This is a genomic window from Levilactobacillus humaensis, assembly GCF_024345185.1.
Taxonomy (GTDB): Bacteria; Bacillota; Bacilli; order Lactobacillales; family Lactobacillaceae; genus Levilactobacillus; species Levilactobacillus humaensis.
Window position 1 is genome coordinate 15,689 of record NZ_BROB01000001.1, and the last position, 25,614, is coordinate 41,302.

19 protein-coding genes and 1 riboswitch are annotated in these 25,614 nt (G+C 51.3%); all 19 genes read right to left on the reverse strand.

What is annotated here, in order from left to right:
• Positions 1-15: 15 nt before the first annotated feature.
• The gene (locus tag OCU14_RS00080) at positions 16-600 is read right to left on the reverse strand and encodes an ECF transporter S component (protein ID WP_261809229.1); all 585 of its coding nucleotides are present in this window, start codon (positions 598-600) and stop codon (positions 16-18) included.
• Positions 601-712: 112 nt separating this feature from the next.
• A riboswitch (FMN riboswitch) is annotated at positions 713-831 on the reverse strand.
• Between the two features lie 59 nt (positions 832-890).
• Positions 891-1,613 (reverse strand): pseudouridine synthase, encoded by a 723-nt coding sequence (locus tag OCU14_RS00085; RefSeq protein WP_261809230.1) that lies wholly within the window; start codon positions 1,611-1,613, stop codon positions 891-893.
• A complete protein-coding gene (gene scpB, locus OCU14_RS00090; RefSeq protein ID WP_261809231.1) occupies positions 1,614-2,213 on the reverse strand; it encodes an SMC-Scp complex subunit ScpB in 600 nt (199 codons plus the stop codon).
• A complete protein-coding gene (locus OCU14_RS00095) occupies positions 2,191-2,979 on the reverse strand; it encodes a segregation and condensation protein A (RefSeq protein WP_261809232.1) in 789 nt (262 codons plus the stop codon). Before OCU14_RS00095 ends, scpB begins: the two co-directional genes overlap by 23 nt.
• On the reverse strand, positions 2,933-3,328 hold the full coding sequence (locus OCU14_RS00100; protein WP_261809233.1) for an N-acetyltransferase: 396 nt from the start codon (positions 3,326-3,328) through the stop codon (positions 2,933-2,935). Before OCU14_RS00100 ends, OCU14_RS00095 begins: the two co-directional genes overlap by 47 nt.
• Before the next feature lie 54 nt (positions 3,329-3,382).
• A complete protein-coding gene (xerD, locus tag OCU14_RS00105; RefSeq protein ID WP_261809234.1) occupies positions 3,383-4,279 on the reverse strand; it encodes a site-specific tyrosine recombinase XerD in 897 nt (298 codons plus the stop codon).
• Between the two features lie 11 nt (positions 4,280-4,290).
• Entirely contained in the window at positions 4,291-5,172 is an 882-nt protein-coding gene (locus OCU14_RS00110; protein ID WP_261809235.1) for a CvfB family protein, read from the reverse strand.
• Positions 5,173-5,373: 201 nt separating this feature from the next.
• Entirely contained in the window at positions 5,374-7,131 is a 1,758-nt protein-coding gene (gene pyk, locus OCU14_RS00115) for a pyruvate kinase (RefSeq protein ID WP_261809236.1), read from the reverse strand.
• 257 nt (positions 7,132-7,388) lie between these two features.
• On the reverse strand, positions 7,389-8,117 hold the full coding sequence (locus OCU14_RS00120; protein ID WP_261809237.1) for a transaldolase: 729 nt from the start codon (positions 8,115-8,117) through the stop codon (positions 7,389-7,391).
• A 96-nt stretch (positions 8,118-8,213) separates the two neighbouring features.
• Positions 8,214-11,558: a DNA polymerase III subunit alpha gene (dnaE, locus tag OCU14_RS00125; RefSeq protein WP_261809238.1), complete on the reverse strand. Its 3,345-nt coding sequence runs from the start codon at positions 11,556-11,558 to the stop codon at positions 8,214-8,216.
• 140 nt (positions 11,559-11,698) lie between these two features.
• Positions 11,699-14,299 (reverse strand): ATP-dependent chaperone ClpB, encoded by a 2,601-nt coding sequence (clpB, locus tag OCU14_RS00130; RefSeq protein ID WP_261809239.1) that lies wholly within the window; start codon positions 14,297-14,299, stop codon positions 11,699-11,701.
• Positions 14,300-14,438: 139 nt separating this feature from the next.
• Entirely contained in the window at positions 14,439-15,680 is a 1,242-nt protein-coding gene (pepT, locus tag OCU14_RS00135) for a peptidase T (RefSeq protein ID WP_261809240.1), read from the reverse strand.
• 56 nt (positions 15,681-15,736) lie between these two features.
• A complete protein-coding gene (locus tag OCU14_RS00140) occupies positions 15,737-16,543 on the reverse strand; it encodes a Nif3-like dinuclear metal center hexameric protein (RefSeq protein ID WP_261809241.1) in 807 nt (268 codons plus the stop codon).
• Positions 16,530-17,237 (reverse strand): tRNA (adenine(22)-N(1))-methyltransferase, encoded by a 708-nt coding sequence (locus tag OCU14_RS00145; RefSeq protein ID WP_261809242.1) that lies wholly within the window; start codon positions 17,235-17,237, stop codon positions 16,530-16,532. The genes OCU14_RS00140 and OCU14_RS00145 overlap by 14 nt, the downstream gene beginning before the upstream one ends.
• Before the next feature lie 154 nt (positions 17,238-17,391).
• Complete coding sequence (locus OCU14_RS00150; RefSeq protein ID WP_444979788.1) at positions 17,392-20,667, reverse strand: MMPL family transporter; 3,276 nt, start codon at positions 20,665-20,667, stop codon at positions 17,392-17,394.
• Between the two features lie 36 nt (positions 20,668-20,703).
• Positions 20,704-21,222 carry an RrF2 family transcriptional regulator gene (locus OCU14_RS00155; RefSeq protein WP_261809243.1) on the reverse strand — a complete coding sequence of 173 codons (519 nt, stop codon included), beginning with the start codon at positions 21,220-21,222 and terminating at the stop codon, positions 20,704-20,706.
• Positions 21,223-21,491: 269 nt separating this feature from the next.
• Entirely contained in the window at positions 21,492-22,622 is a 1,131-nt protein-coding gene (gene rpoD / locus OCU14_RS00160; protein ID WP_373875056.1) for an RNA polymerase sigma factor RpoD, read from the reverse strand.
• Between the two features lie 10 nt (positions 22,623-22,632).
• Positions 22,633-24,477, reverse strand: coding sequence for a DNA primase (gene dnaG / locus OCU14_RS00165; RefSeq protein WP_261809244.1), 1,845 nt, complete (start codon positions 24,475-24,477; stop codon positions 22,633-22,635).
• 268 nt (positions 24,478-24,745) lie between these two features.
• A complete protein-coding gene (locus tag OCU14_RS00170; RefSeq protein ID WP_261809245.1) occupies positions 24,746-25,348 on the reverse strand; it encodes an SdpI family protein in 603 nt (200 codons plus the stop codon).
• Between the last annotated feature and the right edge of the window lie 266 nt (positions 25,349-25,614).

A 25,614-nucleotide genomic window follows, 5' to 3' on the forward strand; every position in this document is an offset into this window, starting at 1 on the left:
TGTTTATGTGCGTCTTTATGACAGCGCATGCTTAGCCATCCAGGGCGCCAATCGCCGATTCAAGGGGATAAATAACACCCCAAGCACAATCCCCTTAATCAGGTTGAATGGGACCACTCCCAGCAGCACTAACTGCTTTACGGGGAGTCCGAGATCCATATGCCAGACCTTGAGATAGAGCGGCGTAATGACCCACCAGTTTGCCAGTGACAGCACGACCGTCAGACTCACCGTCCCCGCAATAATCGCGAGAATGTGGCGCCCGATGGAAGCCTTGTGTTGCCGCCGTAGAACGGCACTGATGGGCAAGACGTAAGCCACGTCAGCAATAAAGGCCGTCATGACCCCAATGAAGTTCATGATGTCCATCCCAGTCGTCACAAAGTACAGCAGTTCCTTAAGGGCGGCGATCAGAATCGCCCCCGCGGGCCCAAAGACCCCCAGTCCCACTAAGACCACCAGATCACTGAGATCCAACTTCATGTACGGCACAATGGGAATAATTGATACCGACATGAACATGAGAATGTAGGATACCCCCGCAAACAGTGACATTTCCACCATCGCGCGAACGCCTAAACCCTTGTGAACATTTTCCATAATTCTGTTCCTCCTTGCGGCCATCTCAGTGGTGAGACCACGAAAAAAGATCCCACCACAGAAGGGTAAGACCTTGGCTTTACGTAAACATGGGCCTACGCAAAGAGCAACGTCTCATCTTCTGCATACCAGACTTTACTGTCGGTTCCGGAGTTTCACCGAATCAACCGCTTAACGCGGGTCGCGGACTTTACCGCCGGTCGGGAATTTCACCCTGCCCTGAAGATGAACCATAAATTATTTGACACCATAAATATACTAATACTGCGCGTTACTGTCAATCATTTGACTTAGGCCAGATCCGTCAGTCGTCTGAGTTCCTTCACTTCTTCGGGCTTCAGATAACGTGAATCCCCGGGATTAAGTCCCTTGAGCGTCAATTTGGCATATTCTTCTCGCTTCAACTTTTCCACGGGACAACCCACACTAGCCAACATCTTCTTGACCTGATGGTTCTTCCCTTCGTGAATTGTTAACGAGACAATCGCCGTATGCTTCTTGTCATCAGTGCTCAGCACCTTTGCCTTGGCTGGTGCATAGGTAATATTATCCACCTCAACCCCTTGACGCAATTGACGTAAGGCATCGTTGGTTGGGATTCCCGTGACCTTCGCCACGTAAGTCTTCTCGACCCCGTACTTGGGATGGGTCAACCGATTGGCCAGTTCACCGTCGTTGGTTAACAACAACAGCCCCGTCGTATCGTAATCTAACCGGCCTACAGGATAAATCCGTTGAGGTACGTTTTCGATCAGGTCGACAACGGTTTCGCGACCCTTTTCATCGTTAGCAGTCGAAACTACCCCACGAGGCTTGTACAACAGGACGTAGGTTGGGGCTTCGCTGGACACCGGCACACCGTCCACCACGATTTTATCGTGAACGCCGACCTTAGTTCCAAGTTCCGTGACCACGTCACCGTTGACCCGTACTCGGCCACTCATGATGAGTTTTTCCGACTGACGCCGTGATGCAACCCCGTCGTGGGCTAAAACTTTTTGTAATCGTTCCATTTATTGGTCATCTCCTGCTTGATTGAGTTGTTGATTGAAGGCCTTTAAAAAGATGTCGCCACCGTCTTCATCCGCATGGTCACCGGTGGTTGCCGCAGCGGGTAATGGCGGCAGATCCGTCAATTCTTCCAGGCCGAAATAGTCCAGGAAGTAGGCACTGGTCCGATACAGCTTTGGTCGACCGGGCTCATCTAACCGTCCCGCATCTTCGATCAGTCGGCGCAAGACCAGCTTCTGCACGGTCGAGGCACTCTGAACCCCGCGAATCTCATCAATCTCGATACGCGTAATGGGCTGGCGGTAAGCAATAATTGCGAGCACTTCTAAGGAAGCCGGCGACAAGCTCGTACTCAACGGATTTTCAAAGTAACGTTTGATGAGGTCCCCAGTCGCCGCCTTGGTTACCAGCCGGTAGGTGGTCTCATTCACCATCAGCTCCAGGGCTGAATCGGGATCGTCCCGGTATTTCTCCGCCAGCCGTTCCAGACTGGCCAGGATGGCCGGTCGTAAGAGGCCAGTTGCCGCAGCTAAATCCGCCACGGTGATCCCTTCATCGCCACTCACGAACAGGAGACTTTCAATTTGTGCCAGAGGTGACATCGGTGGCATAACTTCCTTTCGCTTTCAAGAAATTCACTTGCAGGGGCAACAGCCGACTGGCCTGAGAGAGCGCCACTTGTCGTTGCCGGGCCAATTCGAGGATTGCCAAGAATGTCGTGACAATCTCGTCGACAACCGTGGTTTGGCCCACTAGGCGTTCAAAATCCATTGGACCCTGAGCCCGCTCTAATCGAGTCAAGACCACCTGCATCTGTTCTTTAATTGTATATTGTTCCTGCTGAATGCTCTGGGTGACTGGCCGGGCAATACGCGCGCGTTTAATCAGTCGTGCCAGGGCCGTTTGGAGATCGGCGGCCTGAATCCCCGGTTCCACGGTTAAGACCACATTGTCCGGAACAGCCATCGCCGGACGGGTAAAGTGTTGCTGTCGCTGTTGGGCTCTGACCTTCAGTTCCTGGGCAGCCTGCTTATAACGCTGGTAATCCAGTAGCCGTTGGACCAGGTCCTCACGCGGATCACCCTCGGGTTCCACATCGTCGTCCGTCACCAGTGTTGGCTTAGGCAACAACAACTTGGCCTTAATGGCCATCAGGTTGGCCGCCATGACAAAGTATTCCCCCGCAATATCCAAACGCAAGACCTGCATCTGATGCAGGTACGTCAGGTATTGACTCGTGATGGTTGCAATCCGGATATCATAAATATCCATTTCATTGGTTTTAATTAAGTGAAGCAATAAATCAAGCGGTCCCTCAAAATCACTGACCTGAATCAGTGGTTGACCGCTGGGTGTGACTTTGTCCATGTTGATACTCCCATTTTGCAATAATCTTAGCGGTCGTCAGGGTCCCCATTAACCGTTTATCTGGTAGCGCCGTTGCGAGTTGGTCCAGCATCTGCCAGGTATTCTCGGTGAGGTCTTGGTCTGGGGTCAAAGTGACCAGCCGGACAATCAGATAGTCGCCCTGAATCTCAGTCCCCACGGCCCCAGCAAAATCATCGTGATCGTCCTTCCACAGGTAGAGTCGCCGGCTATCATCACTCTGATACCAGGTCAATTCCCGTTGTAGCCGATCCCAATCCTTAAAGGTGGGCAACAGGCTCAGGAGTCCCATCGCAATCTTTTGATAATCGCTCCGATATTTCAGTAACATGGTCTGCCTCCGTTTAAATCGTCCCTATACTTTACCACAAAGCGCTGGTCACCGCTAGGCACGCGGATGTGCCTGGTCATAGACGGCCACTAACCGCTTCTTGGAAATATGGGTGTAAATCTGAGTCGTGGTAATGTCCGCGTGGCCCAGGAGTTCCTGAACCACCCGTAGGTCCGCCCCGTTCTCCAACAAATGCGTCGCAAAAGAATGCCGCAGGGTATGGGGGGTGACGTCCTTGGTAATATCCGCCAATGCCACGTAGCGCTTGATCTTCTGCCAAATGGACTGTCGCGACAAGCCCCCACCGTGGGCATTCAAGAAGAGGTAGGGACTCGTGCGCTGCTTCAACAACAGTGGCCGGCTTTCGGTCAAGTAGTGTTGAATCCAGTCACTGGCGACATCGCCAATGGGCACGATCCGTTCCTTGTCCCCTTTACCCAGGGTTTGAATCAACCCCATCTCCAGATGCAGGTCGCCAAGCTTGAGGTGAACGAGCTCGCTCACCCGCAATCCCGTGGCGTACATGACCTCGAGAATGGCACGGTCGCGAATCCCATACTTATTCGCCGTGTCGGGGGCCGCCAGCAGGCGGTCCACCTCGGCCACCGTCAGGACCGCCGGCAAATGCTCGGCATGCTTAGGTGCCGCAATATTTGCCATCGGGCTCTCCGCCATTTGATGGGTCTGAACGAGGTAGCGGTAAGTCTTTCGTAAGGCCGAGACCGCATGGATCACGGAGTTACGCGACTTGCCACTCTTGGTCAACGTTTCCAAATAGGCCATCACCTGTAGGCGATCGACCTGGGTCAGAGACGTCACATGCTGCGTGGTCAAATAGTCAGCGAATCCCCGCAACTCCTGGACATAACTCGTGACCGAATTCTTTGCTAATCCCTGTTCTACCGTAAGATAGTGGGCAAAATCCGCAATCTGCGTTGTCAATTCGGTCATGTCGTCACCTCCTATTTTGTCGCTTGTTCATCATCCTTAACTAGCCAAAGTTGTCCATCATGCTGGGTAATCTTCCGAGCCTTCAAGAGGTGCCCAATGGCCCGTTTAAATTGACCCTTACTGATCCCAAAGTAAGCCTTGATGGCAGCCGGATCGCTCTTGTCGCTGAAGTCCAGGTAGCCTTCACCACTGTGTTCCAATGCAGCCAATAACATGGCAGCGTCGTCGTCAATGGCTTCGAAGGTCCGTGGCCGTAATGACAAGTTTAACGTCCCATCATCGTGAACGCCAATCACCCGCGCGTGGAGTTCTTCTCCCAAACGAGGTTCCGTTTCACGTTCTGAGGGGTGAATAAATCCTAACTCGTAATGGTCAGTCATCACCCGCGTTCCCACCAGTTTTAATTGATAAGCCCGAGCCACGACATTAGAATTTTGCAGCTTCTTCTTAGCAGGCTGGCCAATGGCTTGGTAAATGTCGCCGTCGGCTAACACCCCCCAGAGCCGCTGTTTCTTATCTTCACGCAGGGCGATCAGTAACCGATCTCCTTGTTGTGGCCAAAGTTCCATCATCGCTGGCAGATCATCTAAAGACACCACGATGTCCTTGTTAGGTAGTCCAACATCCACGAAGACGCCTAATGTTCGTTGGGTCCGAACAACCGTACCGAAACCATAATGGTCCACTTGAACCTCGGGTGCGTCCCGGGTAATCTGCATGTCATGGTCTTCATTTTCATAAGCGAAGCCCTTGAAGACCGACCCTAGCTTCAGCGGCTTCTTGATCTCTGCCTTATCCAAGCGGAAGGTCGTCCCCGCCACTTGTACATAATAATCTTTTTCATTCTCGTCGGTAACTTTACCCGCAACGATGCGGCCTAATAGTTCTTCCATAATCTCCTCAATTCTACTGGCGAGGCCAGTTTTCCGTTCAAAGTGTCTAATGCCTATTTTACACGGAAACGCCCCAACTAGCGACCTTTTCTCATAAAATTCGTGGCAATCTTCTCGACTTGTGTCTTGCACAGGGCTTCGAAAAAAAGAAAAAACGGACCCCCGACAGAGGGTCCGTTTTCATAACAGGTTTATCTCTTATTAAAGCGCGTTGGAAGCACCGTGGTAGACGATACCGCGACGTGAGTCAACGGTGATCAATTCACCATCGGAGATCTTGTCGCTGGCACCAGTAGCACCAACGATAACAGGAATCCCCATGGAAATCCCAACAACAGCCGCATGAGAAGTCAACCCACCGTTTTCAACGATAACGGCACTAGACTTTTCGATAGCTGGCAAGTAGTCCTTGTCGGTGTTCTTGGCAATCAAGATACCACCTTCAACAACCTTGGCGTTGGCTTCGGCAGCGGTGTTGGCAATGATTGCCTTACCGATAACCGTGTCATCACCGACACCTTGACCTTGAACTAACTTTGAACCGATCAATTGGATCTTCATCAAGTTAGTGGTCCCGCGTTCGCCGACTGGCACACCAGCGGTGATCAGGATTAAGTCGCCTTCCTTAGCTAAGCCCGTTTCAACGGCCTTGGCTGCGGCAAGATCGAACATTTCGTCAGTGTTAGCTGGCTTTTCGGTAACGATTGGGTAAACACCCCAGTTAACCATCAAACCACGACGAGTCCGGTCATCAAAGGTAACAGCTAAGATATCAGCATTTGGCCGGTACTTAGAAATCATCTTGGCGGTGTAGCCACTTTCAGTAGCAGCAACGATCGTCTTAACGCCTAATTCGTTGGCAACACGTGCAACGGAAGCACCGATTGATTCGGTAACGTCACCGTTGTCGAAGTTCAAGTTGTCACGACCAAAGTCTGGCAAAGCATTTTCAGCCTTGATGTCGATCTGGTTCATAGTTGCAACGGCTTGTACTGGGTATTCACCGTTAGCACTTTCACCAGAAAGCATAGTTGCGTCAGTACCATCAAAGACGGCGTTGGCAACGTCAGAGGCTTCGGCACGCGTAGGACGTGGGTTTTCTTGCATGGAGTCTAACATTTGGGTAGCCGTGATAACGGGCTTGCCTAAGATGTTACACTTCTTGATCAAAGCCTTTTGTACTAAAGGTACGTTTTCCGTAGGAATTTCGACACCCATGTCACCACGAGCAACCATCAAACCATCGGAAACCTTGATAATGTCATCAAAGTTGTTGATACCTTCTTGAGATTCGATCTTAGGGAAGATTTGCACGTGTTCCATGTGCTTTTCTTCAAGGAGTTCACGAATATCCATCACATCTTGAGGCTTCCGTACGAAGGAAGCAGCGATGAAGTTGATTTCGTGGTCCAAACCAAAGCGAATGTCATCTGAGTCCTTTTCAGTGATCCCAGGTAAGTTGATGGAAACACCAGGGGCGTTAACACCCTTACGGGAACCTAAGATACCATCGTTTTGAACAGTCACAACTAATTCCTTAGTTGCATCGTCCTTTTCGTCAACAACAGTGTCTAATAAACCGTCATCAAACAGAACGTGGCCACCTTCGTGAACGTCATCGTAAAGACCTGGGTAAGTAACCGCAATCTTTTCGTTAGTTCCTTCAAGTGAGGCATCCATGGAGATCCGGAATTGGTCGCCAGTGCTAAATTGCAGCTTGCCGCCCTTTTCAACGGTCGTCCGAATTTCGGCACCCTTAGTATCTAACATGATACCAACAGTCTTGCCAGTAATCTTTTCGGCTTGGTGAACTTTGTCCAAGCGACCTAAATGTTCTTCGTGGTCACCGTGAGAAAAGTTAAACCGGAAAATGTTGGCACCGGATTCGATTAACTTAACAATCGTATCGACGTCATTACTTGCAGGCCCAAGGGTACTTACGATCTTGGTTTTCTTCATTAGAAAAATCTCTCCTTTAGAATTGGCCCGATGGTTACTAATTTTAAAAAATTAGCAGACCAAAAGTTTCGGCACAAATTTCATTACACCAATATTCTAGCACTTTTAATTTTTTCTGTCTGCTATGTTTATCGAATTTCGAGCCTTTTGTACATCTTTTCTCAAAGTAAGCGTTTTCTGCGAACTGACGGGCCCCAGCGCAATTAAAAACCTACTCGTTTGATAACGAGTAGGTTATAAAAGGGATAACTTTGATTTTATTCTTGGATGCCGTCAGCTACTGGAATCGTAAACCCGAGTTCGGCGATGTCGGAATCAAAAGTCTTCACCGTGTCAACCGAGATTTGGAAGGCTGGTTTGCCAAACTTGTCTAACTTGTTCAAGATCTTTGGGGGTACCGTGATGATGTCACAGCCCGTTTCATTAGCTTGAACGATGTTGATAGATTCCCGCGTGCTGGCCCATAACAAGTCAATGTTAGCCTTGGCGTGGCAAAGGTTAGCAGATTGTCTCATCAATGGTAAAGGATCAACACCGGTATCGGCTACCCGTCCAGCGAAGACGGAGACGATCCCGCCAACTTCTGGGTTCAAGGCATCAACGGCCCAACGAACTTCTTCTAAAGTGGTAATTGCCGTGACGTTCACACGAACCCCGGCATCGGATAACTTAGAAATGACATCGGTATTGTCTTCACCAGTGGCACGAATGATTGGCACCTTAACTGCGACGTGTTTCCCCAATGATGCTAACGTCTGTGCTTCGGCCAGCATCCGTTCCGGTGTGTTCCCAAAAACTTCGAAACTGATCGATTGGTCGGGGAAAGTTGCCACGGCTTCCTTAGCAAAGGCTAAGTAGTCGGTAATCCCGGCAGCCTTCATCAAGCTAGGGTTCGTGGTGAATCCTTCAACTAAGCCCTTAGCAGCAACAGCCTTCATAGCGGATAATTCTGCCCCATCGGAGTAGACCTTGACGTTTAATTTCATTTTGTAAATCCTCCCAAAATAGATTATCTCGTTCATTGGTATATATAATACCGAACTTGATAACAATAGTCCAGAAGTATTTTTCACAAAATTGGTCTATCCATTCCTCAGAATGACATTTTTCGCACCCATTAGGCTTCTCAGCCCAGTCATAACAGCATTCTCATTTGAAAGCCATTGTTCATTAGGTAAGATTCTTTTCTGATCGGTCTGGGCTTGATAGATGATTACCGGAACTTTTCCGGGGTTGGATTTGATGAATTGGCCTAGTTGTTTAGCAATTGGTCGTTGGTCATGTTGTTCATCCACCCGGATGTACCAACAAGGACCCGCAGGTAACTTCGTCGGCTGTGCTGACTCAGTGACCGGTCGTTCTAACCGGTCCACGACAATCTGCAGTCCCCGCTGTTGTTCCACCTTCCCAGTCACTAGAACCACTTGGTTGGGCGCCAACCACTCGCCGACAATTCGGAACTGGTTGGGGAAGACCGTCAGACTAATCTCCCCGGTCTCGTCACTTCCCGTCACAAAGGCCATGGGTTCGCCGCGTTTCGTGCGGATCGTCCGAATCTTCGTGACGTAGACAATTACCGTTACACGTGAATTCACCGTTAGATCACTGATCGGCACCGCATGCCGTTGCGCACCCAACTGACGGTACTGTTTGACCGGATGCCCAGACAGGTAAGCTCCGAGCACTTGTTCTTCATGACTCAACTTGGTCATCAGGTCAAAGTCAGGTTGCCGTTTTACCTTGGGAGCCAGGGCCGCAAACAATTCGACATTATCACCGGACAACTCGACCGTACTTAGGAATTCCGGCAAGGCGGCGATCAACTCGGCACGGTTATAGCCGAAATGGTCAAAGGCTCCGGCATAAACTAGGGCATCCAGCAGGTCTTCCTTGCGATACTTAGCCTCAATGCGTTCCAGGAATTGGTGCAGGTCGCGGAAGGGTCCCTGCGCCTTGCGATCGGCCAAGACCGCTCGTAGAAAGTCCCGGCGGACCCCCTTGATTGAACTCAAGCCAAAGAGAATTGCCTGCTGGTGAAGACTAAAGTAGGCTGCCGAATGATTGATATCTGGCGGCAAGACGGTGACCCCGTGGCGTTTGGCCTCAGCCAGATAGAGTTTCGTCTTGTCAGGCACATTGACCACCGAGTTCATCAAGGCCGCATAGAACGGTCCGGGATAATGCGCCTTGAGGTAGGCCAACTGAAAGGCTAGCTTACTGTAGGCCACGGCATGGGAGCGATTAAACCCATAGTTGGCGAACCGATCCATGTAGGCAAAGACCTGTTGCGCGGTCGCCGTGTCGTAACCCAGCTCCTGCGCTCCGGCCACGAACTTCTTTTGCATCGCGTCCATGGTGGCCTTCTTTTTCTTACTCATGGCCCGACGAAGCAGATCGGCTTCTCCCAGGCTAAAGCCCCCCATGACCGCGGCCACCTGCATGACTTGTTCCTGGTAGACCAGAACGCCATAGGTTGGCCCTAAGATGGGTTTCAGTGCTGGCGCCGCGTACTGAACAGGTTCCTTGCCATCTTTACGGTTAATAAAAGTTTCGATGTTTTCCATAGGACCCGGCCGGTAAAGGGCGTTAACGGCGGCCACCAGTTCGAAACTATCCGGCTTGAGTTGACGCAAGACCCGTTTGATCCCAGAGGATTCAAATTGAAAGACCCCGTTGGTTTCGCCCTGGGCAAAAAGCGCCAGGGTGTCGGGATCGTTGAGGTCGATCTGATCGAGGTCAAAGACCTTGCCCGTCTGCTGCTTCACCAACGCCAAGGCATTGGCTAGGATACTCAAATTCCGCAACCCCAGTAAATCCATCTTCAATAGCCCTACTGCTTCGACCGTATCCTTGGGATACTGCGTCATCAGCAGGTCCTCGGCGCCTGGTTGTAACGGGACCACATCGGTCAGCGGTCCCTGACTCAACACGATCCCCGCAGCATGCGTGGAATAGTGTCGTGGCAAGCCCTCGACCTTGCAGGCCGTTTCAAATAACAGGCGATTCTCGGGACTATCCGCGACTAAATTTTTCAGTCGTTGGGATTGATCATAGGCATCGTGTAGCGTGATGTGGAGCTGGTTAGGAATGGCGGCACTCCAATCACTCATCTGATAAGGGGCCATCCCCAGTGCGCGTCCCACATCACGTAAGGCGGCCTTGGCAGCCAATGTTCCAAAGGTAATGATCTGTGCTACCCGCGTGTGACCATACTTGCCATGAACGTACTGCAGAACTTGCTCTCGCCGATCGTCCGGAATATCCAAGTCAATATCGGGCATCTGGGCCCGTTCTTCATTTAAGAACCGTTCGAACAAGAGATTGTAGGCCAAGGGATCGACCTCCGTAATCGCCAAAACATAGGCTACCAGGGAGCCCGCCGCGGAACCTCGCCCCGGCCCCGTTTGGATATGGGCCCGATGGGCGAAATTCATGATGTCCCAGACAATCAGGAAGTAGTCATCAAACCCCATCCGGTGAATGACCGAGAGTTCGTGGTTTAGTCGCTCCTGGTAAGGGTGGTCGTCGGTGATGCCATTGGCCTGTATCCGTCGCTGTAAGCCTTGGCCACAGAGTGCCCGCAGGTAGTCCTGTGACGGCTGCTGGTCCGGCGTCGGAAATTGTGGGAGCTGTGGCTGTTGAAATTTCAGCGTCACGTCACAGTCGTTGGCTAAGACTGCCGTGGCAGTGGCTGCGGCTTCTAAGCCAACCCCAGCAAAACGCGCCTGTTGCTCGGCGGCTGGTCGTAACCAGTGAGTGCCCAGTGTGGCCTGCTCGGCGGGGATGTCCGTAATCGTGGCCCCGGCATCAATGGCGCGTAGGACCGTGACAGCAAAATGGTCGTCCTGATTCAAATATTCCACCGGAGACAGCCCAACTAGGGGAATCCCCACGGCTTGACCTAATTGTTGTAGGGCTAGGCGCGTCTCCTCACTCTGGTCAGCACTGATTCCCAGCGAGACGTTGGCCGGCGTGAACAGGTCCTGTAAGCGACCCAGTGCCTCGCTAGCCGCACTCCGATCCCCATTGGCCAACAGCCGGGGAGCCTCCCCATTCAACGGCACAACGGCCTTTAAGTGGGTCAGATTGGCGCGTTGCTGGGTCAGGTCGACCGGGGCCGCCGCCACTTGATAGGCCGTGGAAAGTTGCATGAGTTGCTGGTACCCTGTGAAATCACGCGCTAAGACCACCAGATCGGCCCCGGCTTCATCCCCGGCAACTTGAACCGTCAGTGTGATTCCCAAGATCGGCTTAATACCCGCCTGTTGACAAGCATTGTAGAAGGCCACGACCCCGTACATCACATTTCTATCGGTGATCGCTAGCGTCGTGTACCCCCGCTCCTTGGCCGTTTGGACCAATTCATTTATTCGATTGGTACTCTGTAACAGACTGTACGTACTGATGACCTGTAACGGGACAAACATGTTGGACGCTCCTCTCAAGAATTCTTTATCGCTATTATACCAGAAATTCACGACCGATCCGTCACATAAGAACGTACGTTCCAGCCTAAATTTTCCGCATAAAAAAGCGGGATCGACGACGGTCGACCCCACTAAAATACTTACTGTTCTAACGGTGCATGTGTAAACGTTAATTGATCGTCTTGAACGGCGATGGTAATCAGGCTCTTGGCTGGAATCTCGCCACCAATAAGGGCCTTGGCCAACGGCGTTTCCACGTGCGTGGTGATAAACCGTTGGAGTGGCCGGGCCCCGTATGCCGGCAGGTAACCCTTCTCGGCAATCCAAGCCTGAGCCGCCGGCGTAATGGTCAGATCCAACTGCTGTTCGTGTAGCCGCGTTGCCAGGTGACCAATCAACTTGACCACAATCTGCTGCACGTCCGCTAAGGTCAGTGGCGTAAACATGATCGTCTCGTCAATTCGATTCAGGAACTCTGGCCGGAAGTGAGTCTGTAAGAGTTGGGCAACTTGCTTTTGGGCCTCAGGCTTCAATTGTCCCTGATCGTCTGTGCCTTGCAGCAAAATGTCTGAGCCCAGGTTAGACGTCATAATGAGAATCGTGTTCTTAAAGTCCACGGTCCGTCCCTGACTATCCGTCAGGCGGCCATCGTCTAAGACCTGTAGCAACAGGTTAAAGACATCCGGATGGGCCTTCTCGACTTCGTCAAATAAAACAATGGTGTACGGATTACGCCGGACAGCCTCGGTTAATTGACCGCCTTGTTCGTAACCCACGTAGCCGGGAGCGGCCCCCACTAACCGGGAGACCGATTCCTTTTCCATATATTCACTCATATCAATCCGAACCATGTGATCTTCACTGTCGAAGAGGTTTTCGGCCAAGGCCTTGGCTAATTCCGTCTTTCCGACCCCAGTTGGGCCTAAGAAGAGGAATGATCCTAAGGGCTTCGTTGGGTCCTGTAGACCGGCCCGTGACCGCAAGACGGCATCGGCCACCGCCGTCACCGCCTGATCCTGCCCGACAACGCGATCGTGTAGCCGGTCGGCTAACTTCAACAGTTTTTCCCGTTCACCTTGAACCAACTTAGTGACTGGAATCCCCGTCATCCGGCTAACCACGGCCGCAATTTCATTTTCGGTAACTGATTCGGATACCAACCAATCCTGCTGCTGGTCGGCCTGTTCCAGATCCGCCAGTTCTTTTTGTAAACGCGGAATAGTCCCGTGTTGGAGTTCGGCGGCCTTGTTCAGGTCATAGGCAGACTCGGCATTAGCCAAATCACGTTTGGCGCGATCCAGCTCCTGCTTCTTATCTCCCAGACCCTTAATGGCTGTCTTTTCTTGCGTCCAACGAGCACCCAGGCGATCCACCTTTTCCTTGGTATCGGCCAGTTCCTTTTGGAGTTCCGCCAAGCGCTTCTTGGAAGCGTCGTCGGTCTCCTGCTTCAACGCTGTCTGTTCAACTTGCATCCGCATCAGTGAACGCCGCGCCTGGTCCAGTTCCGTTGGTGCCGAGTTCATCTCTACTCGGATCGACGCCGACGCCTCGTCGACCAGGTCAATCGCCTTGTCTGGCAGGAAACGGTCAGTCAGGTAGCGATCGGATAACTTAGCCGCCGCAATCAGAGCATTGTCGTGAATCCGAACACCATGGTGGATTTCAAACCGTTCACGTAATCCCCGTAAGATGGTAATGGTATCCTCCAGACTCGGTTCGGCCACAACTACCCGTTGGAACCGCCGAGCCAAGGCCTTGTCCTTTTCCATATACTGACGATACTCATCCAGCGTGGTGGCCCCAATCAGGTGAAGCTCACCTCGCGCCAACATTGGCTTCAAAATGTTGCCGGCATCCATACTGCCTTCGGCCTTCCCGGCCCCGACAATGTTATGAATTTCATCGATAAACATGATGATCTGGCCGTCACTTTTGGTGACTTCCTTCAAGACGGCCTTCAAGCGTTCCTCAAATTCACCCCGGTATTTAGCCCCGGCAATCAGGGAACCCATATCCAGGGAGAAGATGGTCTTGTCCTTTAAATTATCGGGGACATCCCCGCGAACGATGCGTTGGGCCAAGCCCTCGACGATCGCGGTCTTCCCCACCCCAGGTTCCCCGATCAGAACGGGGTTGTTCTTGGTCTTTCGCGACAGAATCCGAATGACCGAAAGAATTTCGTCATCCCGGCCAATGATCGGATCAATCTTGCCACTACGCATGGCCTTCACGAGGTCGATCCCATATTTCTCGAGGGCCTTGTATTGGTCCTCCTGATTCTTCGATGTGACACGCTCGCCGTTACGGAGCTTGTCCACGGCTTGACGCATCTTCTTTTCGGTAATCCCGACTTGCTTCAGATAGTCTGTCAGGCTCTCGCCACGCAACTGGGTAACCGCGATCAGCACCGTGTCCACCGCCATAAAGTCATCGTGGTAGGCCTCCCGAATGCTGTCGGCTTTCTGTAAAAGATCGGTTAAATTCCGTGAGAATTCCTGGCCGTACTGCACGCCACTCCCACTAACGGTACTGATACTATCGAGCTCCCGATCCAATTCACCATCCAGGGCCGTCACATCAGCTCCGGCATCCTCGAAGAGCTGCCGACCGAGTTCCCCCGGTTGGACTAAAAATTTAAACAAGTGGGCAACCGTGACCGCCTGGTGCTTACGGGTCATCGCAATTCGTTGAGCCTCCGCCAAAGCATCGGTCAGGGCCTGCGTCATTTTTTCTGGGTTCATCTAAACATCCTCCTCAAGGTTTCATTTTTTTCAGGGTCTAAAAAAGAGGCAACCCTTAGGTCAACCTCCATTTTCACTCATATTTTAACCGATCTGTCGCCAAATTCAAAATAATTTGACCAATTTTGACTAATTCGATTTAAGCTTTATTTTCAGTCAGTTCAGCGATCTTGATAATCACGTCAGTGGCCTTTTCCATAGTCTGTTCGGAGACATACTCGAAGCGCCCGTGCATGTTTTCCCCACCGGCGAAAAGGTTTGGTGTTGGCAAGCCCATGAAGGAAATCTTAGACCCATCGGTCCCCCCACGAACAGGGAAGATCAGTGGCTTGATGTCGAGATCTTCTAAGGCTTCCTTAGCCAGGTCAACAACGGTCATATCCTTCTCAATCACTTCACGCATGTTGTAGTACTGGTCCTTAACGGTCACTTGAACCCGTTCTGAACCATATTGCTTGTTCAACTGGTCAGCCACGCCTTGGAAGAGCTTCTTACGGTCTTCGAAGACTTGACGGTCATGGTCTCTGATGATGTAACTCAGGTGAGCAGAATCCACGGTCCCAGTCATACTGTACAGGTGGAAGAACCCTTCACGACCCTCAGTATTCTCTGGCCGGTCGTGTTCTGGCAAGGCAGCATGGAAGTCCATCGCCACTTGCGAGGCATTGACCATGACCCCCTTGGCTTCGGCTGGATGCACGTTGGTCCCGGTAATTTCTACCTGAGCATCGGCGGCGTTAAAGGTTTCATATTCCAATTGACCCAGTGGCCCACCATCAACGGTGTAGGCAATATCGGCGCCAAAGTCCTTGACGTCAAAGTGGTCGGCCCCGGTTCCGATTTCTTCATCGGGTCCCAAGCCAATCTCAATTTCACCATGCTTGATTTCTGGATGAGCCAACAGGTATTCGGCAGCGGCCATGATTTCGGCAACCCCGGACTTGTCATCGGCCCCTAACAAGGTGCTCCCATCGGTGGTAATCAGGGTGTGCCCTTTGTAATTCTTCAAATTAGGGAAGACGGCTGGATCCAGGGTGTATTTGCCCGCATCATCCAACTTGATGACCGACTGACCATCATAGTTTTCAACGAACTTGGGCGTAATGTGCTCGCTGTTAAAGTCCGCCGTGTCAAAGTGGGAAATGAATCCTAACTTCTGAACGGTCTTGTCGGTGTTGGCTGGCAACGTCGCAAAGACGTAGCTCGACTGTGGATTAATGTGCACATTCTTCAAGCCAATCGCCTTGAGATCAGCCACTAACCCATTGGCGAATTCAGTCAGACGGGGATCGGAAGGAACCGTCGTCGAATCCGGATTGGATTGGGTATTAATCTTAACGTACTTCAGAAAGCGGGGAATCAAATTTTCATACTTTGCCAAAATAAATCACTCCTCAGTTAAGTTAATCAACAAATTAAGTGTACCTGTTTTTGAAATTAAAGAAAAGTAAAGGGATCGGTATTCAACCCAGAGGCTTCAACCGTAATTGGCCAGTCATTTTCCTGAGCCCACTGCTTGAACAGCGTGGTCAATTGGACCTTACAGATGCTCTCAATGTGGTGACCGGGGTCGATCACACTGAGACCGTGTGCCAGCATGTCATGACCGGTATGGTAGGAAACATCCCCCGTTACGTACACGTCGGCACCCTGAGCCAAGGCTTCGGGATAGAACTGACTGCCACTGCCACCCAGGACAGCAACGCGCTTCACGGGTGCATTAGGGGTCTGGCTAATCAGCCGTAAGCCAGCGATGTTGAAGATCTCCTTGCACCGAAAGGCAAAGTTCAAGACGGTCGTTGGTTCTGGTAAGTTGCCGATCCGCCCCATCATAATTTCCGGGGTCGCGCCACTGCCATTGCTGGGAATCAAGCCGGTGGTGTCTTCCAGACCCAGTGCTGTAGCCAACCAGTCATTCATGCCACCGGGCGCGCTGTCCAGATTCGTGTGAGCCCCATACACCGTGATGTGGTGCTGAAGCAGGGTCGCATACATCTGATTTTGTGGGTCGGCCAAATCAAGATTCTTAGCCGGATGAAACATCATGGGATGGTGAGCAAAGATGAAGTCGGCATTAAAGGAAATCGCCTCGGCCACAATTTCTGGTCGCACATCGAGGGTGACTAAAACCTTGTGGACTGGGGCATCTAAGCTTCCCAGCTGTAAGCCAATCGGATCGCCTGGTTCGGCCCAAGTCTGGGGCGCAAATTGTTCAAATCGTTCAACTAAATCACGCACTAACACGGTGTAAAACCTCCTCAATCTCTTGAATCTCTGCTGTCAGTTGGGCAACCTTGTCCTCCGGAACCACCGCGGCTTGTTGCACCTGCGTGAGGACTTCTTGCGTCCGTGCCAGTTCACGTTGCCATTTCGCGATGAAAATTGCCGAATGTTCCTGTAATAGGTAGGGCCCAAAGCGCAATTCCTCATCGTTATAGATCTTGGGCTGATCGGCCAGATCGGCCACTAGGACTTCATAGGTGTGGCCATCTTCGGCCAAAATTTTCTCGGTCACCAGTTGGAAACCATGGGTCATCAGGAATCGGCGAACCACCATTTCACCCACGTTGGGTTGGAGGATCAGGCGTTTAACCCCGGCCAAGCGATCGAAGTCTTGGGTCAGGATCTGGGTAATCAGGGTGCCTCCCATCCCCGCAATCACAACCGTATCAATCTGATCGGCAGGTTCAATGGCCTTTAAGCCATTGGCCAGGCGGGCTGTCAGTCGGTCGGTTAAGCCCTCACGTTGGATCTCATGAGCGGCATTTTCAAAGGGACCGCGGACGACCTCACCAGCAACACCGCCGGCAATCAGGCCGCGTTTTAAGAGGTTCACTGGGAGATAGGCATGGTCGGTCCCAATGTCCGCCAATCGGCTCCCCTTTGGCACATAGCTGGCAACGGTCGCCAGTCGATTTGATAAGTGGTCTGCATCCATTTTCTACGCTTCCTTTCGCATTTAAAATCTCATTACTCCTAGTATAAGCTAGTCACCGGCTCTTGAATACCCCACAAATCAAAACATATGTTCGCCTCACAAATAAAAAAAGTGCGTGGCCAACGCCACACACTTTTCTTTGTCATTTTAGAAATTAGTGACCGCTTCTCGTTTGAGGTTCTGTCGGCTGATCATCAGTCGGCGTTGGCCCCATTTTAGAATACGGATACGGGTACGTAATTTTCATGACGGCTGGCATCACGATTGGTAAGAGGATGACCAACAGGATAATCCCGATGATCACGGCTAACGCAATCTGAATCAGTGTCATGACACCGGATGGCATCAAGGCCGCGAAGGTCCCACTTAAGATGACCCCGGCAGAGATAACCACCGTTCCAATCACCGTAGCAGCCTGTAACATCTTGTCACTGGTTGCTCCCGGTTCGTGGAGGTATTCACGGTACTTACGCATCAGGAAGATCGAGTAATCTACCCCGAGAGAAATCAGCATCACGAACGTAAAGAATGGGGTATTCCACGTCAGCATGTTGGTTCCCAAAACGGGATCGACTAACCAGTGCACAATGGTTAAGGCACCGGAGTAAGCCACTAACAGGATCCCTTCGATCACGATTGGTTGAACCAGGGAGTGCGTCACAATCATTAAGGCAACGAAGATCCCGGCTAACATGATAATAACGGTCCGCGTGAAGTCACTGGAGGCCATATCATTAATATCGTTGGTCTGTGAGGTATTCCCACCAAAGGCCACCTTAGCCTTACCCAGGCTGGTCCCCTTCAATGTCCCGTTAACCACCTTTTCCAGCTTAGGCAGCCGGGCCATGGCAGCAGCGGAACTTGGATCATCATCGAGAACAACCGTCAGCTTCGTCAACTTCTTATTTGGCGAAACGTAAGTGTCCAAGGCTGGCTTAAAGTCACTTCCGTGGAGTTGCTTAGTTGGAATGTAGAAGGTTTCCGAAGCCGCGGACTTCTGCAAGCCCTTCAGGTAAGAGTTGGCCGTACCAACCCCACCGGAGACCTGCGTCAACCCATCGGTTGCGGAGGTTAAGCCCTTCCGCAAAGCGGTCAGTTGCTTACTCATAGCGGCTAGCTTTTCCGCCATCGTTTGGTTCCCGGCAGCAACTTGACTCGCCCCGGAGACCAGCGTTGGCATCTTCCCGTTGATGCTAAACATCGCCCCGGAAAGTTGACCCGTAGCACTCGCCAATTGCGCCGACTGTGAACTAGCGGCACTCAAGGCCGTGGCGGCTCCCGGTAACGCAACCCCAGACTTCTGAGCCAAAGTGGCCACGGCAGTCTGAAGTTGTCCCGTTGAACTTTGAAGAGCTTCGAGTTGTGAACCGACACTCTTGGTTGAAGCCCCGATGGCGGTCGCGTCCCCACCAATATTGGTTAAGGCGCTCGTCAATGTTGATTGTAACTTACTCTGAGCGGCACTCTGTTGCTTCAGCACGCCCGCTAAGACGGCCTGTTGCTTGGCACTCAATGGTGCCCCATTTTGGGTAAATGCCTGAGCTACCGATGCCGCATCGATCTGTGGCATACTCTTCATTTCGCTCTGAACCGTTCCGATTTGTGTGCCAATATCGTTGGCCTTAGCCCCAATATTGGTCAGTGATGTCTTGATACCACTGGTATCGGTGCCACTGTTTTGAATCTGAGAATTCAATTCTTGGATTGCCGCATTTAATTGTGGCAAGGCAGCTTCTAGTTGAGCCAATTGGGCCGCCTGCTTGCCGCCAGAAGCGGAAGAGACTTGGCTGTTCAGCGTATTCACCCCAGTGGAAACTTGGCTGATCGCTGATTGTAATTGACTCGTGCCGTCGCTGACCTGTTGAGCCCCACTAGCAAGCTTGTTCGCATCGCTAACGGCCCCAGAAACATTTTGGCTACTCAGTTGGCTATTAGCCGACTTAAGGCCCTTATTGACCTTGTTAACCCCTTGTTGGGCCTGCGCTAAACCAGAGGTGACAGAACTCATTTGGTTTCGCACATAGAGCTTCTTGATGGCCTTCCCACCAGGTTGGGTGACGGAAGCCACGGTCTTGACCCCATCGGAAGCTTGGAGTTGCTTCGTCAACCGGTCAATCAATAACAAGGATTTTTCATTATCTAACTTGTGATTACTTTGGATGTAAATGGTCGTTGGTTCGGCAGTTCCCTTGGAGAAATGCTGCTGAACGATCTTGAACCCTTGCTTGGCGGGAACATTGTCACCAATTTCCACCAAGTTATCGTAGTCCAACGTCCCGTGAGACGTCAGGGCCAGCGGAACGAAGATTAACCCAGTCACGATTAACGTGAGAATTGGCCGAATCATGGCATGCTTGGCCATCCCATGCCAGAGCTTGCTATCGCCTTCACCCTGGAACTTCTTAACTGGCCAGAACATCTTTGGCCCACAGATGGCCATAAAGAATGGATTTAACGTCAGGAGAACGGCCAGTAAGACCACAACCCCAACGGCAATCCCAACGGCTGACTTGTAGAGTGAGAAGTTGGCGAAGCCCAACACACTCATCCCAATCAGGACGGATAGACCAGAATACAGAACGGTCCGACCACCAATCTTGATGGCCTCTTTGGTTGCTGTATAGCGGTCTTTCCCATTGGCCAGCCGCTCTCGGAACTCGTTATACAGGAGGATATTGTAGTCGGTCCCAATCCCGAAGAGCACGATGACGATAAAGACTTCCGTAAAGTTGGAGAATGGGAAGTTAAACCGATCGACCAGGTTGGCAACGACGGAAATTGACGTGATGACGGATACCGCCACCGTCAATAAGGAGAAGAGTGGCGTGACGGGTGATCGGAAGACCAACCAGAGCACCAAGAAAATAAAGATGGCAGCAATGACTTCGGTCTTCTGAACCCCGGCCTGCGTCGCGTCGGAGAAGTCTTGGTTTAAGACATCTGCCCCGGTCACGTAGGTTGTCACCCCGCTCGTCTTCGCCAACGACGTGATGTCGGAACGAATCTGGGTGACGGAATGACTGTTGGACTTGTGCACGTTCAGTTGGAGTAATTGCGTACTCTTATCCTTAGAAATTAACTGCGAAGCAGCTGTTGAACTGTCACTGGCGGCGGTAATTGACCGGATTTCATACTTGTTCTCATTATTTTTGATCCGGTTAATCGTCTTGTCGATCTGGGTATTCTGGGCCGAAGTTAAAGCCGAATTCCCGTTGTTGAAGACCACGACGACCGCTGTGGTTCCCCGTTGTGACCGCCCCCATTGCTTTTGCATGTTGGTGGCGCGGGTACTTTGGTAGCTACTAGGGACGGTGATTTGCCCCTTATCCGCAACTAATTTACTCATGCTGGGAATCGTCACGACAGCTAGGATAACAATCGCTAGCCAGCCAATCACGTTCCAGATGTAATGCTTATTCATCCATCGCACGCTGTGAAACCTCCTAATCAATTTTTGAAAATTTATCTATTCTGCTGAGTGACGCGTTAACCACTTAGTCCAATCCAGTTGGAGGGGTTGGTTATCCGCCGTGGGCAAGACATCCCCAATCGACAGTTTGGTTAATTGTTCCCGATACTGTTGTTCCGCCTCAGCGAAGACAGCCAACAGTGTTGCAACCGGACGCTGATTCTCAAAGTCCTTTAACGCATACGTTTTTGTAAACGTACTCTCTTTGCCGAAACCAAAGACTTTGGAAACCAGGCCGGTACTCCTGACGAAGGGCGTCTCAGTCTCAATGGCTTCGAAGACATCCAGCAATGTAATCTGCTTGGGGTCTCGGGCCAAGACGATGCCACCTTCACGACCGGAAACGGTCTTGACGATGCCACCACCCGCTAACTTCTGGACAACCTTCTTCAGATAACTGGTCGAGATTCCCAATCTCTCAGCCACTAAATGGCTATGTAGGGGGACTTTTCGGTCCTGAATTCCCAAAATTGCCACGATACAAAAGGCTTGTTCCAAGCTCGGTTTGCTCTTCACGACGGCCCTCCTTCCTCATAAAGTCCTACTTTTTAAACAAGATACATTATATCCCCTTTAAAGATTAATGCAAGACTTTTAAAGAATAAATTAAGTCTACCGGAATTATTTTCCAGTGTAAACGGTTTCAACTCGGCGATTTAATTCTTTTGCATTTTTGTCGAACTTTTAACGGAATTATCTGTGACCAGGGTTATCCGAAAACAAAAAAAGCACCCGATACTCACCGCAAAATTGCAGTGAGCACTGGGTGCCCTTCAAAAGTTAAGTTATTCCAAGAAATCCTTCAGTTGCTTGCTCCGTGATGGATGACGCAACTTCCGTAAAGCCTTGGCTTCGATCTGACGAATCCGTTCACGGGTAACCCCGAAGACCTTGCCGACTTCTTCCAAAGTCCGTGTCCGGCCATCATCGAGTCCGAAGCGTAATCGCAGCACGTTCTCTTCACGATCAGTCAAGGTGTCCAAGACACTCTCCAACTGTTCCTTCAAGAGTTCGTAAGCCGCGTGATCGGCAGGACTTGTGGCATCTTGGTCTTCAATGAAGTCACCTAAGTGAGAGTCATCTTCTTCACCAATAGGCGTTTCCAAGGAAACGGGTTCTTGCGCGATCTTCAAGATCTCACGGACCTTTTCCGTTGGCATGTCCATTTCGGCCCCAATTTCTTCAGGCGTTGGTTCCCGCCCTAAGTCTTGGAGTAATTGCCGTTGAATCCGAATTAACTTGTTAATGGTTTCAACCATGTGCACGGGAATCCGAATCGTCCGCGCTTGGTCAGCAATCGCCCGTGTAATGGCTTGCCGAATCCACCAAGTGGCGTACGTGGAGAACTTGAACCCTTTACGGTAGTCGAACTTTTCGACGGCCTTCATCAGACCCATGTTCCCTTCTTGGATCAGATCCAGGAATTGCATCCCCCGACCCACATAACGCTTGGCGATAGAAACCACCAACCGCAAGTTGGCTTCAGCCAGCTCTTGCTTGGCAGCTTCTTCACCCTTTTCGATCCGCAAAGCCAAAGCGACTTCTTGGTCCGCCGTTAACAGGCTAACCCGACCGATTTCCTTCAGGTACATCCGAACAGGATCGTTAATCTTGACCCCGGTCGTTGACCCGGCAGCCTTCAATTCCTTCTTAGAAACGGCCTTTTGGGCTTTAACCGCCCGTGGGTCTGGCTCACCCTTAGCATCAACCACGCTGATCCCAGCATCGGAAATTGTTTCAAGCAATTTATCCATCTGCTTAGCATCCAGCGTGTACGGGGTAGCCACCTTATCAGTCAAATCATCATAAGTGATCTGACCCGCTTTCTTGGTGTTCTTAATCAGAGCACGCACCGTCTTGTTGTATGCTTTCTGGTCAAACATTGGTTGATCCGTGGTTTTTTTTGCCATTAAAATACCCCCTAGACTAAACTGGTTTATTCGCCTGTCGTTGCCGCTCTAACTGCACAATCTCAACCACGAGTTGGCGCTGTTGGTCGGCATCACCTAAGCGCGCAGCCCTCGCCAACTGCTGTTTCTTTTGCCGGAGTTGCGCATCGACTGGCGCTTGGTCCATAATCACCGCTAAATAATCATCGATTTCCCGCGGGGTTACCGCCGCGGCCATATTGGTAGTTTCTAAGTCGATGACCATTTGCTGCAGCCGGTCTTCTTGAACGAAGTCCGTAAACTGAGCGGCCTGATAATCTTGATGCGTTTGAAAATAGCCCTGGGCCAGGGTATAAATCACTTGATAATCCTCATGAACAAAGCTGAAATTTGGGACCTCACTCACCCGCGTCCACACGTTGCGATCGTGCAAACACCGATAAAGTAAACTCCGTTCCGCTCGTTCGAGGCGGTTCAATGGCCGTTGCTGTTGATGCACGGTCATCACCGGTTCGCTAGGGGCCGGCTGTTGTTGCTGTGCCGGCCGCTGACGTTCCTGTTGGGCCGCACTGTCCCGCTGAACTTGCTTGAGCTGAGCCAGCAATGCCGCCTTGTCGATCCCAAGCTCCGTCGTTAACTGATTCAAGTAGAGATCCAATTCGACGGGTTCGGTGACCTGAGCCAATAGTGGCATGACCTGATTGACATAGGCCAACCGCTCACTGTCCGTGTTCAGTGCCTGAGAACGCCGCAGATACCGCAATTGGAATTGCAACGGCGGTTCTTTGGCAGTCTCGAGCATTTGCCGAAACGCCTCGTCACCGTGCGCCTTACGGTATTCATCCGGGTCTTCACCCTCAGGCAACTGAATCACGCGCAATTGCAAATGACTGTGTTCCCCAAGGAGACGCAACGCCCGGTCGATCGCCCGTTGTCCGGGTTCATCCCCGTCGTAACAGACATTCAACCGATCTGTCGTCCGCTCAATAGCGTAGATTTGCTCGGTCGTGAGACTCGTCCCCATGGAGGCAATTCCATTCAGCACACCCGCCTGGGTGGCCGAGATGACATCCATGTACCCTTCAAATAGCGTGACTTCCCCGGCCTGGCGAATTGCCGGGCGCGCGAGATCAAAGTTAAAGAGTAAGCGACTCTTATTAAATAAGCTGGTTTCCGGACTGTTCAGATACTTCGGCTGATCCGGTGCGGTCTTCAGTAAACGACCGGAGAACGCCGCCACATGCCCACTCGCATTACGGAGCGGGAACATAACCCGTTCCGTGAATCGATCGCGCAGTTCACCGTCAGCATTTTCAATAAAGAGCCCCGTCTGACGCAACAGCTGGTAGTCACTTTGCCGTTGTTCGAAGAACGGTTTCAATAACCGTTGCCCGGGTGCAAAACCTAATTGGTAGGTTTCAATTGTCTCGTCAGTCAGGCCCCGGTCGTGGAGATAGTCCAAAGCCGGTTGCCCCATCTCGGTGTTCACCAGGATGTGGTGGTAGAGCTTGGCGGCCTGTTCGTGCAGCGCCAGCAATTGTCCCGTCTTGGAGTCCACCGCTGGACCCGTCGATTCTTGCCGGTATTCACTAGCGAGATCGACGTGACTAAAGTCAGCCACCTTCACGACGGCCTCCGGGAAGGAAACGTGTTCAAGTTCCATCAAAAACTTAAAGACGTTTCCACCCCGACCACAACTGAAACAATGAAAAATCTGTTTGTCTTCCGAAACGGAAAACGACGGTGTCCGTTCCTCATGAAACGGACACAACCCAAATAGGTTTTTCCCGGACTTCTTGAGTTGCACGTACTGACCCACGACATCTGCGATGTTCGTGGCCGTCCGAACTGTTTCAATGACGTCTTCAGGTATCTTTGCCACCCAATCACTCCCTTGTCGTGGATGACCCTGACTCACCATAGCCTTGAAAAGTCGCACCCCGGAAACCCGAAAAGTGCGACTCTTTAATTAGAATTCGTGCGCAAAAATACACTATACATACTACTCCTATTACGGCGCATGTCAACTCATAAGCCTCTCTGGTAACCCATGGTTTCAGTATACCGCACGTCGCCTCTCCTGTCCGTTTACGGGGTCCATTATTGCCATAAAAACAGTGACCAATTGCTGAATCAGCCACCGTTATTCTTCAACGCGCCATTTTTGATAAGTGATGTCCGTAAGACACAGTCACAATCGCCATAATCACAACGCCAACACCCATGACGATCAGACCCCAGGTGTCCCCTAACAAACCGGCCGCCAGCAAGATGACCATCCCCAACAGGAAGAATAGCCGTCCACCTAAAACATTGGTCTTGTGCCAAATAACTGGTGAGGCCGCTGTCGACGGAATTCGAATACCAATGATGCCGTTTCGCGGCATATACATCATGATGACGCCTAATAGGCTAAAGATAACGCCACAGCCCGCCACACTAGTCAGCGGGTAAGCCGCAATTAAGACCCGTGGTGCTGCCAAGTAAATCACTTGATACGAGATGAGTAATAGATTGGCATCGCGGGCGATATAGGTCGTCTGACTCGCTGAGAAACGAGCTGGTAACGCGCTCGGCAAAAGCCCGGCAATCCCAACAAACAACGTCAGCACCAATAATAACTTTTCCGAACGAATGGGTTCGCTCAGGCCCCAACGCAAACCGGTAGCCTGAGCGTCCCACAATAGAATAATTAAAACCACATTGCCTAGACACAATTGCCAATTCTTGAGTCGTAACCGTGGCACTAACATCCCCATCGTCTCCTTTCCAGACGGGCAACCCCGCCTACACCTGAGACGATCATAGTTGCCTGGGAAAACCGTCCCCAATAAAGAAGTTAGATTAGGCAGTACCCGAACCAAGTCATTTCGACGCCTGATCCGAAAGGCCAAATAAAATGGCCGTGACCCACACCAAAAGTGTCAGTCACAACCATTTTAACAGGTATGGGGCAATTCTCAGATCCGCTTGTAGCAACAAACTTATATAGTCGAAGCGTGCAACAAAGGGTAGCTGG

What these genes read in the sequence shown, in the direction of transcription:
- OCU14_RS00080 (WP_261809229.1), bottom strand. Translation starts at nt 600, where the DNA reads ATGGAAAATGTTCACAAGGGTTTAGGCGTTCGCGCGATGGTGGAAATG.
- OCU14_RS00085 (WP_261809230.1), bottom strand. Translation starts at nt 1,613, where the DNA reads ATGGAACGATTACAAAAAGTTTTAGCCCACGACGGGGTTGCATCACGG.
- scpB (WP_261809231.1), bottom strand. Translation starts at nt 2,213, where the DNA reads ATGTCACCTCTGGCACAAATTGAAAGTCTCCTGTTCGTGAGTGGCGAT.
- OCU14_RS00095 (WP_261809232.1), bottom strand. Translation starts at nt 2,979, where the DNA reads ATGGACAAAGTCACACCCAGCGGTCAACCACTGATTCAGGTCAGTGAT.
- OCU14_RS00100 (WP_261809233.1), bottom strand. Translation starts at nt 3,328, where the DNA reads ATGTTACTGAAATATCGGAGCGATTATCAAAAGATTGCGATGGGACTC.
- xerD (WP_261809234.1), bottom strand. Translation starts at nt 4,279, where the DNA reads ATGACCGAATTGACAACGCAGATTGCGGATTTTGCCCACTATCTTACG.
- OCU14_RS00110 (WP_261809235.1), bottom strand. Translation starts at nt 5,172, where the DNA reads ATGGAAGAACTATTAGGCCGCATCGTTGCGGGTAAAGTTACCGACGAG.
- pyk (WP_261809236.1), bottom strand. Translation starts at nt 7,131, where the DNA reads ATGAAGAAAACCAAGATCGTAAGTACCCTTGGGCCTGCAAGTAATGAC.
- OCU14_RS00120 (WP_261809237.1), bottom strand. Translation starts at nt 8,117, where the DNA reads ATGAAATTAAACGTCAAGGTCTACTCCGATGGGGCAGAATTATCCGCT.
- dnaE (WP_261809238.1), bottom strand. Translation starts at nt 11,558, where the DNA reads ATGTTTGTCCCGTTACAGGTCATCAGTACGTACAGTCTGTTACAGAGT.
- clpB (WP_261809239.1), bottom strand. Translation starts at nt 14,299, where the DNA reads ATGAACCCAGAAAAAATGACGCAGGCCCTGACCGATGCTTTGGCGGAG.
- OCU14_RS00145 (WP_261809242.1), bottom strand. Translation starts at nt 17,237, where the DNA reads ATGGATGCAGACCACTTATCAAATCGACTGGCGACCGTTGCCAGCTAT.
- OCU14_RS00170 (WP_261809245.1), bottom strand. Translation starts at nt 25,348, where the DNA reads ATGTTAGTGCCACGGTTACGACTCAAGAATTGGCAATTGTGTCTAGGC.